This is a genomic window from Pedobacter jamesrossensis, assembly GCF_042650905.1.
Taxonomy (GTDB): Bacteria; Bacteroidota; Bacteroidia; order Sphingobacteriales; family Sphingobacteriaceae; genus Pedobacter; species Pedobacter jamesrossensis.
On sequence record NZ_JBHSBY010000030.1, the window covers coordinates 21634 to 39383 of the forward strand.

Consider the following 17750-nt stretch of genomic DNA (forward strand, 5'->3'; position numbering starts at 1 on the left):
TATTGAAATTATCTACCTTTTGAAACCTGCTCAAATGATAAAGAGTGCAAAAATAAGGAAAAAAGCTGAATTAGTTTTTAGGAAGAATTTACGACATATTTTAAAGGTTTTGAAAATGAACGGTTAGTAGGCTGCCACAGTCCCACAAATATTGAAGTAAATACTTTTTTGTAAGAATTTGCTAAATAGCAGTAGAAGCTGATTGAAATAAAAGCGGAACTAATCTTTAAAATATTCGAGTTTCAAATCTACACCATCGAAAACGGCATAAGAGTTATAACTAAGCCATTCGCCAGTATTAACATAACGACTGCCATTACCTAGATCTAAATCGAGTGGCAAATGCCTATGCCCGTAAATAAAATAATCGAAATGCTCTTTTTGCAGAATCTCTTTTGAATATACGGCTAACCATTCGTAATCATCGCCAAAAAAGACTTCATCAGCGCCAGCTCTTTTCTTGCTGTTACCGCTCCATGCATTGGCTACACTAATACCCAAGTTAGGATGCAGCCTGGCAAACAACCATTGGCAAAGCTTACTTCTAAAAATTTTACGTAAAAACTTATATTTCCGGTCTCCCGGACCTAAACCATCGCCATGATGCAGATAAAACTTCTTATTAGAACGCTCGATAATCAGTTCATCCGAAATGATTTCCATACCAATTTCTTCAGTAAAATAATCGCGAACCCACATATCATGGTTGCCTTTAAAGAAATAGATTTTTATTCCAGAATCGGCCATTTGAGCTAATTTTCCTTGTAAACGAATGAAGCCCTTCGGAATTACCTTTTCATATTCGAACCAGAAATCGAAAATATCGCCCATTAAAAATAATTCGGCGCAATTTGGTTCTATAAAATTCAGCCAGCTTAAAATGCGCTTTTCACGGGCACGACTTTCCGCATAATTCGGCGCACCTAAATGAAAATCGGAAGCGAAATAAATATTCTTACTCATGTACAAACTCAAAGGTAATTTAAAAAAGCGGAAAGCTGAAAGACTAAAGTTGATAGCACAAGGAACAAGCACTAAAGTGTAATCCTAAAATCTGTGCAATTATGGCGAAGGATAACATACATTAGTAAATAAATCATTTAAAAAATGAAAAAGCAAATCATATTAAGCTTATTTGCGTTAAGTTTATTTGCCTGTAAACAAGGCAAAAAACCTGCAGAAAAAATTACATTAATGAACTACCCTGAAAGTAAAAAAGATTCGACAACCGATAATTATTTCGGCACAACCATTACAGATCCTTACCGTTGGCTTGAAAACGATACATCTGCAGAAACCAAAGAATGGGTTGACGCAGAAAATAAAGTTACGCAGCAATATCTTGAGCAAATCCCATATCGGGAAGATATTAAAAACCGTTTAACTGAAATCTGGAACTACCCAAAGGAAAGTGCTCCATTTAAAGCTGGTGAATATTATTTCTTTACTAAAAATGACGGCCTTCAAAACCAAAGCGTTTGGTTTGTAAAAAAAGGTTTAGAGGGTAAAGAAGAACTTTTTTTAGACCCCAATAAACTTTCTAATGATGGAACAGCATCGGTTTCATTACTTGGCTTTTCTAAAGATAAAAAATACATTGCCTATTCTATAGCGCAATCTGGTTCTGACTGGAGCAATATTTACGTTATGGAAGTGGCTAGCAAAACTAAACTAGCCGATGAACTAAGGTGGACAAAATTTTCTGGTGCAGCCTGGAAAGGTGATGGCTTTTATTACAGCCGATACGATGAACCTGTAAAGGGAATGGAACTTTCGGCAGCTAACCAATTTCAGAAAGTTTATTTTCATAAGCTGGGCGAGGCACAAACTGCAGATAAATTAATTTTTGAAGATAAAACAAATCCTAACCTGTATTTCGGGGCCGATGTAACTGAAGACGAACGTTTCCTGATTTTATACGCAAGCGCCGGAACTTCAGGCAACGCTTTGTTTTATCAGGATTTAACAGAAGTTGACAGTAAAATTTCTTTACTGGTTAAAGGCTTTGAAAATAACCATAGCGTAATTAATAATATCGAGGGCAAAATTTTGCTTAATACCGATTTAAATGCACCAAACAAACAAGTTGTTTTGGTAGACCCAAAAAATTCAGATCCTAAAAACTGGCAGAAAATTATCCCCGAATCGATGCTGGCTTTAGAAGGCGCAAGTTCTGGTGGCGGCTTTCTGTGGGCTTCTTATCTGAAAGATGCTAGCACTAACCTTATTCAGTTTGATGTAACTGGAAAGAAAATAAAAGAAGTTAAGCTGCCCGATATTGGCACGCTTAGTGGTTTTGGCGGTTATAAAGATGACAAGGAATTTTTTTATTCGTTTACAAACTTTACTACACCTGGCACAATTTATCGCTATAATATAGAACAAGGAGAGTCTATGCTCTATAAAAAATCAGCACTAAAATTTAGCACAAAAAATTTTGAAACGAAGCAGGTCTTTTATTCTTCTAAAGATGGAACAAAAGTTCCGATGTTTATCGTTCATAAAAAAGGAATAAAACTTGATGGAAACAACCCGGTATTTCTATATGCTTATGGTGGTTTTCAAATTTCTTTAACGCCTGCTTTTAGTTTATCGAGAATGCTGTTTTTAGAGCATGGAGGTATTTACGTTCAGCCAAGCTTACGTGGTGGAAGTGAATATGGAGAAGCCTGGCATAAAGCAGGAATGCTTGAAAAGAAACAAAATGTTTTCGATGATTTTATAGGTGCTGCAGAATATCTGATAAAGGAAAAATACACTAATCCAGCTAAAATAGCCATTTCAGGAGGTTCAAACGGGGGTCTTTTGGTTGGCGCTTGTATGACCCAACGACCTGAACTTTTTAAAGTAGCGCTACCAGCCGTTGGCGTTTTAGATATGTTGCGTTACCATAAATTTACCGTAGGATGGGGCTGGGCTGTGGAATACGGCACAAGTGATAAAAAAGCAGATTTCGATTACCTAATTAAATATTCTCCCTTACATAATATTAAAGCAGGTGTAAATTATCCAGCAACGCTGATAACGACAGCGGACCATGATGACAGAGTTGTACCCGCACATTCATTTAAGTTTGCAGCAACTTTGCAGGAAAAATATAAAGGAGAAAACCCAATGTTAATTAGAATTGAGAAAAAAGCAGGACATGGTGCGGGCAAACCTACTAAAAAGCTTATAGAAGAATCGACGGATATATGGAGTTTTGTTTTCCAGAATTTAGAGATGAATTGGTAAAATATTAATGTCAAATTCTGAAATAGGTTTGGCATAAATTTAATTAAAAGCAATAATCCATAAAACCTATAGACTAATTATAATTTGCTTTAAAGCGATAAATAAGGCTAACTTTTGTTTTTAATTATATAAAAGCATATAAAATACTGAATATAATAAGCTTACAGAATTATCTAGAATATTTCTAAATAGAGATATTCATAAAAGTTTATTTTGTAACTTTGTGTAAATTTTTTTTGAATGATCTCTACTGATATAGCCGTAATAGGCGCTGGTCCGGTTGGTTTATTTGCCATTTTTGAAGCCGGTTTATTAAAAATGCGTTGCCATTTAATTGATTATCTCCCTCAGGTTGGTGGTCAGCTTTCTGAAATTTACCCTAAAAAACCGATATACGATATTCCGGGCTATCCTTCTGTTTTAGCTCAGGAGCTTATCGATAATTTAATGGAGCAAGCTAAGCCATTTCACCCAACGTTTACGTTAGGCGAACGTATTGAAGGCTTAGAAAAGCGTGGTGAAGCAGATTTTGTTCTAACTACAAACATGGGTACAATTATCGAAGCCAAAGTTGTCGTTATTGCTGGTGGTTTAGGTTGCTTTGAGCCTCGTAAGCCTGCTGTAGAAAATCTAGAAAATTTTGAAAATGGCAAGGGCGTAAACTATATGATTCTTGACCCGGAGAAATACCGCGGACAGAAAATGGTTATTGCTGGCGGTGGTGACTCTGCATTAGATTGGACAATTTACTTAGCAGAAGTTTGCTCTGAATTAACTTTAGTTCACAGAAGCGAAAGTTTCCGTGGCGCACCAGATTCGGTTTCTAAAGTAATGGCCTTAGCCGAAAGTGGAAAAATTAATCTGGTATTAAATAGCAATCTTCATGCGGTGCATGGTGGCGACAAACTTGAAAAAGTAGAAATTGTTCAGAACCGCACGATGGAAAAATCTTTTGTTGAGGCTGACCATTTGATTCCTTTATTTGGTTTAAGTCCTAAATTAGGTCCGATTGAAGATTGGAATTTAAATATTAGCAAAAGTGCTATAGAGGTTAATGTTGATGATTATTCAACAAACATCCCTGGAATATATGCTATTGGCGATATAAACACTTATACCAACAAGTTAAAGTTAATTCTTTGTGGTTTCCATGAGGCTGCTTTAATGAGCCATAGTGCATACTCTTACATGAATCCTGGTGTTAAGTACACTATGAAATATACTACAGTAAACGGAGTTTCTGAATTTTAAGCAATTACTTATCTTTGCTAATAATATAAGTAGCGAGCAGAAAAATGGAGAACAACATTACGATATATATGCAAGAACCGGATGGTTCTGTGACACCTCACGAAGCGCCGACAGACATGGGCTTGAGTTTGATGGAGTTTTTAAAAGCATCTGAATATGATATTTTAGCTACTTGCGGCGGAATGGCATTATGTGCAACTTGTTGCGTAGATGTTTTAGAAGGTGAAGAAAAGCTTAAAGAGATGACTGATGATGAATATGCTATGTTAGATACCTTGCCAGATTTGTTACCAAACTCTCGTTTAGCATGTCAGTTGCAGTTAAGCAATGACATGGACGGACTAAAAGTAAAACTCCACGGAGTGAGCTAAAGAAGCTTTAAAACATAAAAGGCGATATTAGATTATCGCCTTTTTTTTCCCTATTTTTTTTTATTCTAAAGGCAATTTCAGTAGTATCTTTTAATGTTAGTTCCACCTTTTGTTATTAGCACCGCAGAAAAAGCGGTGGCTTTTCACTGCAATCGGGCTGCCACTGCAAGTAATAAATAGTTACCACAAGCTTCAAAAAAACCATGATAAGCCCAGCTCGGAAACACGCCCTTCAGCTTTAAACCCGATATAAGCGAAAAGCCTAAGCGAGGAACGAGCGAGAACTTGTAGCATTAGCGGGACTACAGTTCGCCATGAAAACAGAACCATTCATTTTCAAAAAAAGTTAACGAACTTCAACACGTTTTCGCTCTACATTCCAGCCGTAAACTTCTATTGCGGTTTTTTGGTTGCCTGTATATTCAACCGAAATTGTTTTACTTTCGCCGGGTAAAATACTGATGTAATTATCAGAATAAAAAGCTGGCAAAATTCGCTGACCAGAAACAGCATCAATTAATGCTATTCTGTTAAAAAATGCAACAGGATTATCTTTATCATTACTTAAGGTAACTATTACCGCACCTTTTTTCTTTTCGCTAGCCAGAATGGTTGGCGTTACAGGTTTTATTTTTTGTAAGCCCGTGTATTTGCCATCTTTCCCCGGAAGCCAATACAAGTTTTCGCTCAATGTATTTTTAGCTTCATTCAAAATTTTAAGCGATATAAAAACTCCTTCCTTTTTATCCAGTTTAGTTAAAAAATCATTTAAAGGGAAGTATCTTCTAACTGATGACGGACCTATTGAATTGAAAACCTGAGAATAGAAATATTCTTTTCCTTCCATATCATAAGCTTTCGCCTGTACTAATAAATTATCACGAGTGGTAAATCCATTATTTACGACAGTAACCATGCTATCAATCGGGTTCATCATTACATGCAATGGTTCACTTCCTTTTCTCAAACCATATAGGCAAGCGTTCGGGTCCAGGTAATAATCGTACATCTGGCCACGCATTGCTGTCCAAGGGTTTTGTGTTTTCCAAATAATAGAGCCCGTGTACCAATCCCACATTTTATTAGAAAAACCCTCCATTAAAGCACGATATTGATCATAGTTTACCAACTGTGCCTTCATTGCAAAGTCTTTTGCATCTTTTGCCTTTCCGTAAGGATTTATGTGTTCATCGTAACCAATGTATTTGTGATAATCCCAAACCGAATCTGGTTTCTCTTTAAATTGAGGTGCCAGCATATTTTCTTTAGGAATAAATCTTTCTAAAGATTCATAATCGCCGACACCAACCGAGCCTACTTCTGAGTTGTAAGGGTAGGTTTTGGTGGCCCAAAAACTTACTGGGTTTTGAATGCCATAAGGGCCATCGCCATTGCCACCAATTGTATTGTAAGACATTTCATCACTGTTAGAGAAATCGAACAATATTCGCGTTCCATCTAACCGTGGTAAAATATCGTTTTTTAATGGTTGCAAAATATCTTCAGGCGGCGTAATTTCGTTTCCTCCGCACCAAAAGGCTAAAGATGCATGATTGCGAATCATTTTAATCTGGTCTTCGATAGCCGTTAAAACCAATGGATGATTATCTGGATATTTCCTTCTCGTCCACTGGTCATCTTTTTTCAATGGATCTACCCAACGTCCGTTACAATCGCCACTAAACCAAAAATCCTGAAAAACCAACAGGCCGTATTTATCGCAGGCATTGTAAAATTCAGGTCGTTCTAAAATTGCACCACCCCAAATCCTTATTAAATTTAGATTCATATCCTTATGATATCGAACTTCAGCATCGTAACGGGCATCGGTAAAACGAAGCATCGCATCAGAAATGATCCAGTTTCCACCTTTAATAAAAATCTTTTGTCCGTTTACATAAGCACCCATACTTTTTGTATGCTCGTTCCAAATATTATCGATTTGCCTAACACCAACCTTTAAGCTTTCTTGATCTAAGATTTTAGCATTGCTGATAAATTGAATTTTTAAGTCGTAAAGATATTGTGCACCATAACCATTTGGCCACCAAAGTTTAGGATTTTGTAAAGCAAAATCTGGAAAATTGATTTCACTTTTTTCACTTGGCTTAATACTTATCGGCTTTTTAATTACTTGGCCGGCCAATTCATATTGCAAAACACCAGAAATAGGTTTCAGGCCTGGGTTTTCTACCTCAACAGAAACTTTAACGACAGCATTTTTTTGTGGGCCTTCGGCCAGGCGCTTGCCTGGAACGAGTGTAATTACATGAGGATTTAAAATATTAATACTTTGAGTTTTCTCAATAGTTACCTTATCCCAAATTCCTGTATTTCTATCTCGAGTGGGTTGAATCCAATCCCAGCCTGCTGTATATTGGGTAGTTAAACCGCGTGCAATAGTTCCATCGCCACCTTGGCCACCGTTAGGGTTTCCAACAACATCTGGCGGATGTACAATTACTGCTAAGCGATTTTTACCATTTGTGGCCAGCAATTTTGTTATGTTAAATTGCGAACGTAAATGCATGCCTTCGACAACGTTTTGATTAACCTTTTTCCCGTTTAAAAAGATATCGGCTTTATAATTAATCCCTCTAAACTGCAACCAAACTTGCTCATTGCCAATGGCTTTTTCATCGAAATCTTTTACAAACCAATAGGTATAATGGTCGTTTCCGGTTTTATAGATATCGGCAATTTTCTCATTATTCATCCCATAAAAAGGATCGGGAACTTTTTTATTATTTAGCAACGTAGTCAGCACCGTTCCAGGAACAGTGGCATTCATCCAGCTACTTATTGAAAATCCTTTCTCTGAAATCTGAAGTCCGTTAGCACTCACCTCTTTTACGTTGGCGCAAAGCCAGCCCGAATTTAATTCGTAGCGTTGCTGCGCTTTGGCCAGAAAAACAGATAGTAGACCAAAAATAATAATGCCTATTTTTTTCATTTATTTGTTGATAAGGTTTATAATGAAGAATTACTCGTTATCTATTATTATTTGGTAGAAACCGGTCTATCTTCTGCTTTAACTCCCCACGTTTCGGATGGTTTGCTTCCCATAAAAACCTGGATATTTCCGCCAGCCATAATTGTTTTATGCAAAAGGAAAGATTTGGTATACGGCTTTCCATTCAACACTATTTTTTGGATATATTTATTTTCGGCACTATTATCAATGACCTTAATAATAAACTTCTTGTTGTTTCCAAGTTCTACGGTTGCATCTTTTACCAAAGGTGTACCAAAAACATAAGCCCCATTAGCCGGATTTACCGGATAAAAACCGAGTGAAGAGAAAACGTACCAGGCGCTCATTTGTCCTACATCTTCATTGCCACACAATCCATCGGGCTTTGCTGTATAAAATTCGTTATCAATTTTTCTAATTAAATCGGCGGTTTTCCAAGGCTGACCAGCGTAAGCATATAAATAGGGGATATGATGACCTGGTTCATTTCCTTGCGCATAATTGCCAATTAAACCAGAAATATCCGGTGAGCTTGCCTGGTCTAATCCAGATGGCACAATAAATAAAGAATCTAACTTATGTACAAAAGGTTTATCGCCTCCAAATAATTTTATCAAACCCTCAACATCTTGAGGTACCAACCAGGTATATTGCCATGCATTACCCTCGGTATAATCATCTCCACGGTGTTTGGCCGCTACAGGGCTAAAAGGTGTACGCCATTTCCCATCGCTCATTTTTCCACGCATGAACTGGGTATCTTTATCAAAATAATCTTTATATAATTGTGCTCTGTTACTGAAATATTTATAATCTTCGGTTTTATTTAAAGCCTTTGCCATCATAGCAATACAGTAATCATCGATTGCATACTCTAAGGCTTTTGCAACTGATTCTTCTACTTTATCTGATGGGATATATTTTAATTGCTGTATATACTCAATGCCATTGGTTTTCTGCATAGCTGATTGTTTAACAGCCTCGTAAGCCAAGTTTACATCAAAACCACGATAACCTTTTAAATATGCATCTACAATAACAGGAACCGCATGGTAACCAACCATAGTATTTGTTTCGCTACCCATTAAATGCCAAACCGGAAGTTTTCCCTGTTGTTTATAAATAGCAAGCATTGTGTTAACTACATCGCTTATTTTATCTTGATGAATGATTGTAAAGAGCGGATTTGCTGCCCTGTAGGTATCCCAAAGAGAGAAAGTGGTTAGGTTATTAAAAGCCGCTTTTCTGTAAACCTTTTTATCCGTTCCTAAATAGTCTTTATTAACATCGTTATATAAAGATGGCGCAACCATTGTATGGTATAATGCTGTATAAAAAATCTTTTTTGTTGTTGCCGAGGCATCAATTTTAACTTTTGAGAGCTCTACATTCCATTTCGAATCTGCCTTTTTAACCGTTGAAGCAAAATCCCAACCAGGTAATTCTGTTTTTAAGTTTAGCAATGCATTCTCTATACTAACAGGAGACAAGGCCACTTTTATCTGTAACTTTTCATTGTTAATTGAAGCAAATTCAACCCCTGCTTTAAGCTTTCCACCTTTTAAATCTTTTCCAGATTTAACTGCAGTACTATCATATAAAATCAGATTTTTAATTGGCTGAGATAGCTTAATTACAAAGAATAAACGTTGGTCGTTAGCCCATCCTTTCGAGTTTCTATGCCCTACGATTGTGGTTGCATCAATCTGTTTAAGTGAAGATTCCATTGGTTGATCCCAACCGATTCCTTCAATTAAATCGATAATAATGTGTGGATTTTTAACGTCTTTTTTAAAGGTATATTGATGAAAACCTACACGTTCTGTAGCAGTTAATTCTGCTTTAATAGCATATTTATCTAACAAAACACTGTAGTATCCAGCTTTTGCCGTTTCGTTTTGATGAGAGAATTTAGAAAGATAACCCTCACCATCTGCAGTTTTACCTTTTTCTAGAATTAGTTTTCCAGTAGCTGGCATGATGGAAATATCACCTAAATCGCCAATACCAGTCCCACTTAAATGAGTATGGGCAAATCCGGTTATGGTATTACTTACATAATTGTAGCCACTACACCAATCCCAGCCTTCCATAATATTATTTGGACCAAGTTGAACAGCACCGAAAGGAACATTAGCTCCTACAAACACATGCCCGTGGTTAGCTGAGCCAATTAAAGGATCTACAAATTGTGTAAGGTTAGGTTTTTGTTGCGCAAAAGTGTTTACGCCAAAAACCACTAAAAAAAGAAGATTTAATTTTTTGAACTGCATTACTAACTTTGATTTTTTACAAAAATATTGGCAATAATAAGTAAAACGTTTTACGTGTTTTACTATTTTTAATATTATGATTGAAAATAAATGGATTTAATTCAATATTTCTAGAACTACAACGTTATCTATCTCTTCAGTAGAGAACCCTGTGTAAATTTCTGTATGGCCATTTTTGCTGAGAAACTTAACTGGTTTCTTATCCTTTAATAAATAGGCTTTTGTAATTTTTTTAAAGGGTGTTTTATCGACAAGAATTGAAGAGTTTTTAGGATCTAAAACATGAACATAAACTTTATTTTCTTTTTGGGTTATGCTCCCCCAAGGCTGAGGTTTTATAAAACCAGCTTTGGTACTATAAATACTTTCGCCATAAATATTTAACCACTCGCCCACCGCGGCAAGTCGATCCTGAAACTCAGGTTGTACCTTGCCACTTGGCATTGGCCCTATATTTAACAGCAAATTAGCGCCTAAACTCGATGCCTTAACCAACATTTTTATCAGTTGTGTTTTGGTTTTGTAGCTGGTATCACTTAAATTATATCCCCAAGAGTTTGAAATGGTTTCGCAAGTTTCAAGAGGCAATTTATCCGATGCCTGCTGAAGACTTAAGCCTGAGGTATTTTCTCCAGGTAAATCTCTTTCAAACATCTGAAAATCTTCGCCTGCAAAGGGTGTTAAGTGATGGTTGTTACCAATCATACATTGTGGTTGCAACTTATGAATTAAGCTGTAAATTTCATCATACTTCCAATCTATTCTCGATGAACGATCTGCAGATCCTTCTGGCTGAGTCTGATCCCAATGTCCATCAAACCAAACGCCACCAATCTTGCCATAATTTGTTAAAAGCTCGGTTAGTTGATTTTTCATAAACTGTAAATAGCTTGCATAATCACCATTTCCCTTACGCCCGGAATATTGGCCTGTTCTACCCGTTTCGTGTGGATAATCCTCCCTACGCCAATCGAGCAAAGAATAATATAGATAAAGCTGAATACCTTGTTTATGGCATTCGTCTGCCATCATTTTTACAATATCTTTTTGGTAAGGTGTATTCATAATATTAAAATCAGAATACTTGGTATCCCACATACTAAAACCATCGTGATGCCTTGTAATTAGCGTTATGTATTTCATACCTGCATTTTTTGCCATGCTTACATAAGCCGCAGCATTAAAATCGATGGGATTAAAAAAATCTTGTAAGTTAGTATAGTTATGTACGGTGAGTTTACGATCGTTCATAACCCATTCACCACTCCCAGGAATACTAAATGGCCCCCAATGAATAAACAAGCCAAAACGGGCATCAGAAAACCATTCCCTTTGTTTCAAATTTGAAGCGGATGGAATATAATTTTGAGCCTTTAAACTAAAACCCAGCGATAAAAAAACAAGGGCGATTATTAGATTTTTCATGTGATAAAGTTTAAAACTTTTATTAATCTACAACTGAGGCTTCTTTAACTGGCTTACCTATCACTTTATAAGTTCCATCTCCTTTTAATATGGCCATCATCTGTGTTTGATTGCTAAAAAGTGTTTTAGCTGCAGCTAACTCTTTATCATATTGAAAACTTTGCTCTATTCTTCCTTTCTCATAAAAGTAGCGACTTATAATTTGAGTTTCGAGCACCTTTTTAATTTCAGCTTTATGATTGGCTAAGTCTGCTTTCTTGGCAGCTATGAGTTTATTTTTCAAGTTTTCTAAATCGGCCTTAACTTCTGCTGTTTTATTTTCTTTATCCGCCTCATACCTTAGTTCTGTTAATAATCGCTCCGTTCTGCTTTGATAGCTTAAATCTTTATCAGCCAATGATGCCGAAAAGGCATTATAATCGGCATCGGTTATCTGAAACGTTTTTGCTGATGCCAAAGTTGGTTTTTCCTTTTTATACAAATTAGCATAATTAAAAAACATGCTTTTGTTAAGCATCGTAATTGTGATTGGGCTTAATTTCTGTGCCTCTACAACAACATCTGGATAAACACCATTACCACTGTATACACTTCTGCCAGCTTTGGTTTGGAACATCGTTATTGTCGAATCAGCAAAACGCTCTGCAATACCATCGGCATTTTTATGGGCATAATCTAATTTCTGAATACACCTCCCCGATGGAGTATAGTATTTAGCCACTGTTACCTTAACCAGGCTATTATAGGGTAAGTTAAAGGTTTGTTGCACCAAACCTTTTCCATAACTACGCTGACCGATAACGATAGCTCTATCTAAATCCTGTAAGGAACCTGCCACAATTTCTGAAGCAGATGCAGAATTACCATTAACCAAAACCACTAATGGTACTGTTGGTGAAATTGGTGGAATCTGTGTTTTATATGCAATTGTTTTCTCTATATTTTTACCTTTTTGAGTAACAACCAACTGGTCTCTTTCTACAAAAAGATTTACAATTTTAACCGCTTCCTGCAAAATACCGCCACCATTATTTCTCAAATCCAATACAATTCCCTTTGGATTTTCTTTATTGATACTAACTAAAGCATCTTTAACTTCCTGACCAGAATTTTCTAAAAACTTATCTAACTTGATGTACCCTACACCATCTCCAACCATGCCTGAGTAGGAAACATTTGGCTGCTTAATTTCTTCTCGGGTTAGCTTTTTTGCAATCTCTTTTCCATCGCGGATAATTACTAAATCTACAGATGTACCTTTTGGCCCACGCAGAAGCTGACTTATCTGTGCCCTATCTTTTCCTTTAATTTCGATACTGTTAATTTTAACAACCTGATCGCCCGCCTTAACCTCTGCTTTATTTGCAGGATAACCTTCACTTATTTCACTAACAAATAATTTTCCGTCTATTAAAACCGTTCCAGCACCTATACCGCCATATTGGGTGCTTACGTACTTAAGTTTGTAATCTTCAATTTCAGATTCGGGAACATATTCTGTGTACGGATCAAGGCTTTCAAGCATGGCATCAATTCCCGTTCTCATTAGTTCTGGCGCACTGGTTTCATCGACATAGTTGATGTTGATTTCCTTGTACAGGGATGCGAAAATATCGAGGTTTTTAGAAACCAGAAATAAATCCTCCTTAAAAGAAAAAGACAGAGCAGCGATACTGAATACAGCTGCAACAATTACAAATTTAAATTTCTTCATTTCCCTTATTCCTTATAAAAAATCAACCGATACATCATCAACTATCAAATTTTGACTAGGTAACGATAAAGAGTAAATGTACAAAAAGAGATAAAGATTAAAAACAGCTTGTATATGGCAAAAACATAATCGTTAGTTTTTCGATTAGAATTTTAAACCAGGAAGTAAAGGAGATTAAAGTCTGTTGCCTTTAGTATCGGCCAATGCTTTTTGAAGGGTAAATTCAACGTAAGTGCGATCACGTTTTACCAAGCGCATAATATCTTCAACCAATTTATCTTCTCCACCCGGCACAAACTCTAATGGTTCAGTAACAAGATCACGGTATTTTCTAAAAAACTTAATTTTAACTTTTTCTGCGTTATCTTTTGTTAGTTGAAAATTTGCCATCTCTAAATTGATTTGATGCAAAAGTAAAAAATATTTATTGCCGATGTATAGCTTTTCACAGCAATTTTATAAAAAAGATGAAAAGCAATTTACTTTAGCATGATAATTGTGCAAAATGTGCGTTATAAACACTAAAAGAATAAAAACTCACAAATTTAAACTTAAAAGAAATGAAAAAAATCATCCTTTCTATTGTTTTCCTAACCCTAAGTTGGGCGGCATCTCAAGCCCAAACCTTTAATCTTGGCATTAAAGCGGGCGTAAACCTGGCAAAAATTAATGCCGATTTTGCAAGCGAAGAAAATCGTTTAGGCTATCAGGTTGGTGCCTGGGCTCGTATCGGCGGAGCTAGTTTTTATGTACAGCCCGAAGCTTACATTGGCAGTAAAGGAAATAAATTTATCAGCTTTACAAATAACAGCAATACGGAAATTGCTGCCGAAGGGAAAGTTAAATTTACAACTCTGGATATTCCTGTATTATTGGGAACTAAATTCGGAAGTAAAAATTTAAACGTTCGTGTTATGGCGGGACCTGTTTTATCTCTTATTCTGGATGACAGTTCTACATTCAGTTCCGCTTATCAACAGGCTACAGATTTCGATAATTATAAAAATCAGGCTTTTGGCATCCAGGCTGGTGCAGGTGTAGATGTAGGCAGCATTTCTGTTGATTTACGTTACGAAGCTGGCTTAACGAATATTAGTAAAAGCGAAAAATATAAACAAACACCAAACCTATTTCAATTAAGTTTAGGTTTTAAGATTTTGTAATTCCCCCTTCAAAAAGCATTAATGCCTTTGCAAGTTGCAAAGGCATCAATCATTAAAACGGCGTAATGGATTCAATACTAACCTCAACAAATCCTGGACCTGCATATTGATTGTAGGTAATTTGTAATTCTGTTCCCTCCACAAAATCAACCATTTCATAAATGGTTGGCGACCCTTCAAATTGAATACGCAATAATAAGTGCTTTGGTCCATCATCAAAGGACCTGCTGATCCAAAGCGGTAAAGCGCCTAATACAAATGAATCGTAAGAAACATTGTAAGTTGCATCATCTACTAATGCTAACACATTTTTGTGGGTTTGATTTTCTAAAGGCGTCATTGCGAAAGCACTTGTGCTTAGAGATAACACTGCAAAAGCTAAACAAATTCGAGATAGTTTTTTCAAATTCATGATTTCCAATTTTTGATAGATTTATATCCTAATATACTCACAAACAACGTATTAAACATAGCTTATCAGTAAAATACACGTTACAATTTTATTGTAGCCAATGTTGTTAGATGATAAAACTAAAAGATAATTATTGTTTCCAAACGAATGGCTAATACTTCTACTTTACACTAACTTTACTATTGATTATTGTAAAAAGAGGAGCTAAGTCATTTCAGACTTGGCTCCTGGTTGTTTATCAACTTATGCACGTAAACAAAAAATATTTTTAAAGAGATTATAAGGTGTGTAAAATTGACATTACAGATTGAAACAGCTCCTTAAAAAGACGATCTTTATATCATACATAATTAAATTTTAATGAAAAACTATCTCCTTATTTTTCTTTTTATACTCTCTTTCAAAAGTTTAAACGCACAGAGTTTTAAATACGCGTTTGTAACTGATACACATGTGGGCTCATCAACAGGCGAAGAAGATCTTAGAAGAACTGTTGCGGATATCAATGAGCTGAAAGACATCGATTTTGTCATTGTTACAGGTGATATTACGGAGATGGGAACTAACAATGAATTAAAATTAGCTAAAGAAATTCTATCAGGATTGAACATAACCTATTACATAATCCCAGGTAATCACGATACAGGTTGGTCTGAATCTGGAGGAGTTAGATTTACTGAAGAATTTGGAAATGACAAGTTTACATTCGACCACAATGGATATCGATTTATCGGTTGTGCTTCTGGTCCATACGTAAGAATGAGTGATGGGCATATTCCCAGAGATGCCACGGTTTGGCTAGATAGCGTTTTAAAAGCTACTCCCAAGAATATGCCAATAATATTTGCAAATCATTATCCCTTGGATAACAGCCTAGATAATTGGTATGAAGCGACTGATAAATTAAAAAAATACAATGTTCAATATGCCATTTGTGGTCACGGGCATAATAACCATGCGCTTAACTTTGAAGGAATTGAAGCAACGATGGGGCGTTCTAACTTGAGAGCTAAAGATAGTATTGGGGGTTATAATATTGTAAGTATGACCACAGATAGTGTCTTTTTTCAAACCAAAAAACCTAAGCAAGCTATAGCTCCAGTTTGGAGAAAAATAGCACTTGGAAGATTTTCAGATAATATGAAAACGTATAGCAGACCAGACTTTGCTATCAATAATAAATACGGGGACACAAAAGAATTATGGACATATCATTCAAATGCAAATGTGGTAAATACTCCAACCTATTCGGCTAACAATGTGATTTTTGGCAATAGCCTGGGTTTAGTAGAAGCCTTGAATAAAAAAACAGGAAAAAAAGTTTGGACTTTTAATACTGGTGGAGCTATTTATTCATCTCCAGTAGCTATTAACAATTTAGTGATTTTTGGCTCTGGCGATGGAACTATTTATTGCCTCAATGCCAAAACAGGAAAGAAAGTTTGGAAAAAAGAAACCAAAAATGCTGTACTTGGTTCTCCAGTTATTAGCGGCAAAAATGTATTTATTGGAGGAAGTGACAATACTTTCAGAGCTTTAAATATAAAAACAGGTCGAGAAGTATGGGCTTTCAATAACGTAGAGGGTTCTATAGTTGGCAAACCTCTTATTTATCAAGGAAAATTAATTTTTGGATCTTGGGGAAGGTATTTGTATTCGCTTGATATTAATACCGGCAATCTTTTATGGAAATGGAACAATGGTCAGGCTAATAGAATGTTTTCGCCTGCAATGGTAACCCCTGTTGCCTTTAATGGTATCGTTTATATTGCCGCTCCAGATAGGTATTTAACAGCTATAGACGCAAATAATGGGCAGACCCTTTGGAGAAATAATGAAGCCACCGTAAGAGAATCAATTGGCTTATCTACTGACAGTACCATAGTTTATGGTAAAACGATGCAGGATGAAATTGTAGCTTACAAAGCTCAATCTAAAAACCCTGGAATACTTTGGAGATACAATGTTGGTTTCGGCTATGAACATGTTCCATCAATGTTAATAGAAAAAGATGGTACTGTTTTCTTTGGAACCAAAAATGGTGTAGTTTACGCAATAGATCCAAAGAAGCAATCGACAACTTGGGCTCACAAAATAGATAATTCGATGATTAATACTGTTAATGTTGTTGATGGCAAAAACGTAATCGTTAGTACAATGGATGGAAAGGTAGTCTGGTTGAAATCCTTTAAATAACTGCTATAATCTGCAATCGAGTAGCCAGTTTGTTAGAATAAATTCTTTTGGTTTTCAGTTTTCCAATAGTAGTAACTAACAAACCCAATGTAGTTCATCTTTGCAAAGTATGCATTGCCTGGCGCCCTTTGCGGCACTGGACTAACTTTCGACCAGCACTTGGCCAGTAATTACTTGTTATAAGATATCAGCCCGTAATGTCTGCCAGTTAGCATTTAGGTAGTCGCGGCGTTCATCGTTCTGCATACCATCAATACCACTCTCTCCCTTATTGCCAGTGACTGCATTAAGGCTCATTTTACATTTCGATGTCTAATATTTCTTCAAGCATAATACAAAAAAAATCCCTCCCAGGCATTGTGCACACTCGTTGCACGGCTCGGCTCCTCTTATATTTTACTCTCGGATTCCGTCGTACCCCTCATATAAGCAGTTCTCTAACTTGGTTCCGCTGTAATCGCTGTGCCATAAACGTCCTGTTTCCTTTGCCATCCTAACATTTGGTCCTTCCCGGATGCTAAGTTACAGCGCTAATACCGCCGCTGACTTCTGCCTGTACAGAGTAGCCATTATTATTCTGACTATTGTTTCTTATTAAGCATTCGCTCATTCCCTCGACATATTACGGCAGACCTCCTGAGGTAAGAGGATTCGCTTTCAAGAGACGTGGCCTCTGTATTTACGTTATGGCATTCCGTACGGTATGTGACTTCTGTTTGTTTTGCAACATCACTCAC

12 protein-coding genes are annotated in these 17750 nt (G+C 36.3%); 5 read left to right on the forward strand and 7 right to left on the reverse strand.

Going from position 1 to position 17750, the window contains the following annotated elements:
- Positions 1-219 precede the first annotated feature (219 nt).
- Positions 220-963 (reverse strand): UDP-2,3-diacylglucosamine diphosphatase, encoded by a 744-nt coding sequence (locus ACFOUY_RS04785; protein ID WP_378959326.1) that lies wholly within the window; start codon positions 961-963, stop codon positions 220-222.
- Between the two features lie 144 nt (positions 964-1107).
- Here ACFOUY_RS04785 and ACFOUY_RS04790 point away from each other — a divergent pair, with 144 nt between their 5' ends.
- The 3 genes from ACFOUY_RS04790 (at position 1108) to ACFOUY_RS04800 (ending at position 4856) form a co-directional block, all read left to right on the forward strand.
- Positions 1108-3234 (forward strand): prolyl oligopeptidase family serine peptidase, encoded by a 2127-nt coding sequence (locus tag ACFOUY_RS04790; protein WP_378959327.1) that lies wholly within the window; start codon positions 1108-1110, stop codon positions 3232-3234.
- A gap of 240 nt (positions 3235-3474) precedes the next feature.
- Positions 3475-4485 (forward strand): NAD(P)/FAD-dependent oxidoreductase, encoded by a 1011-nt coding sequence (locus ACFOUY_RS04795; RefSeq protein ID WP_378959328.1) that lies wholly within the window; start codon positions 3475-3477, stop codon positions 4483-4485.
- A 44-nt stretch (positions 4486-4529) separates the two neighbouring features.
- Positions 4530-4856, forward strand: a complete 327-nt coding sequence (locus ACFOUY_RS04800; protein WP_378959329.1) for a 2Fe-2S iron-sulfur cluster-binding protein — start codon at positions 4530-4532, stop codon at positions 4854-4856.
- Positions 4857-5202: 346 nt separating this feature from the next.
- Here ACFOUY_RS04800 and ACFOUY_RS04805 read toward each other — a convergent pair whose 3' ends face one another.
- The 5 genes from ACFOUY_RS04805 to ACFOUY_RS04825 all read right to left on the reverse strand — a co-directional run bounded on the left by ACFOUY_RS04805 (position 5203) and on the right by ACFOUY_RS04825 (position 13632).
- The gene (locus ACFOUY_RS04805) at positions 5203-7809 is read right to left on the reverse strand and encodes a glycoside hydrolase family 2 protein (RefSeq protein ID WP_378959330.1); all 2607 of its coding nucleotides are present in this window, start codon (positions 7807-7809) and stop codon (positions 5203-5205) included.
- A gap of 47 nt (positions 7810-7856) precedes the next feature.
- On the reverse strand, positions 7857-10103 hold the full coding sequence (locus ACFOUY_RS04810) for a GH92 family glycosyl hydrolase (RefSeq protein WP_378959331.1): 2247 nt from the start codon (positions 10101-10103) through the stop codon (positions 7857-7859).
- 96 nt (positions 10104-10199) lie between these two features.
- Positions 10200-11528, reverse strand: coding sequence for an alpha-L-fucosidase (locus tag ACFOUY_RS04815; protein ID WP_378959332.1), 1329 nt, complete (start codon positions 11526-11528; stop codon positions 10200-10202).
- A 22-nt stretch (positions 11529-11550) separates the two neighbouring features.
- Positions 11551-13242: a S41 family peptidase gene (locus ACFOUY_RS04820; RefSeq protein ID WP_378959333.1), complete on the reverse strand. Its 1692-nt coding sequence runs from the start codon at positions 13240-13242 to the stop codon at positions 11551-11553.
- A 174-nt stretch (positions 13243-13416) separates the two neighbouring features.
- Complete coding sequence (locus ACFOUY_RS04825; RefSeq protein WP_378959334.1) at positions 13417-13632, reverse strand: hypothetical protein; 216 nt, start codon at positions 13630-13632, stop codon at positions 13417-13419.
- 170 nt (positions 13633-13802) lie between these two features.
- Between ACFOUY_RS04825 and ACFOUY_RS04830 the strand changes: the two genes are divergently transcribed.
- Complete coding sequence (locus tag ACFOUY_RS04830) at positions 13803-14405, forward strand: porin family protein (protein WP_378959335.1); 603 nt, start codon at positions 13803-13805, stop codon at positions 14403-14405.
- Between the two features lie 52 nt (positions 14406-14457).
- Here ACFOUY_RS04830 and ACFOUY_RS04835 read toward each other — a convergent pair whose 3' ends face one another.
- Positions 14458-14817: a hypothetical protein gene (locus ACFOUY_RS04835; RefSeq protein ID WP_378959337.1), complete on the reverse strand. Its 360-nt coding sequence runs from the start codon at positions 14815-14817 to the stop codon at positions 14458-14460.
- 360 nt (positions 14818-15177) lie between these two features.
- Here ACFOUY_RS04835 and ACFOUY_RS04840 point away from each other — a divergent pair, with 360 nt between their 5' ends.
- Positions 15178-17013 carry an outer membrane protein assembly factor BamB family protein gene (locus tag ACFOUY_RS04840; RefSeq protein ID WP_378959338.1) on the forward strand — a complete coding sequence of 612 codons (1836 nt, stop codon included), beginning with the start codon at positions 15178-15180 and terminating at the stop codon, positions 17011-17013.
- Positions 17014-17750 lie beyond the last annotated feature (737 nt).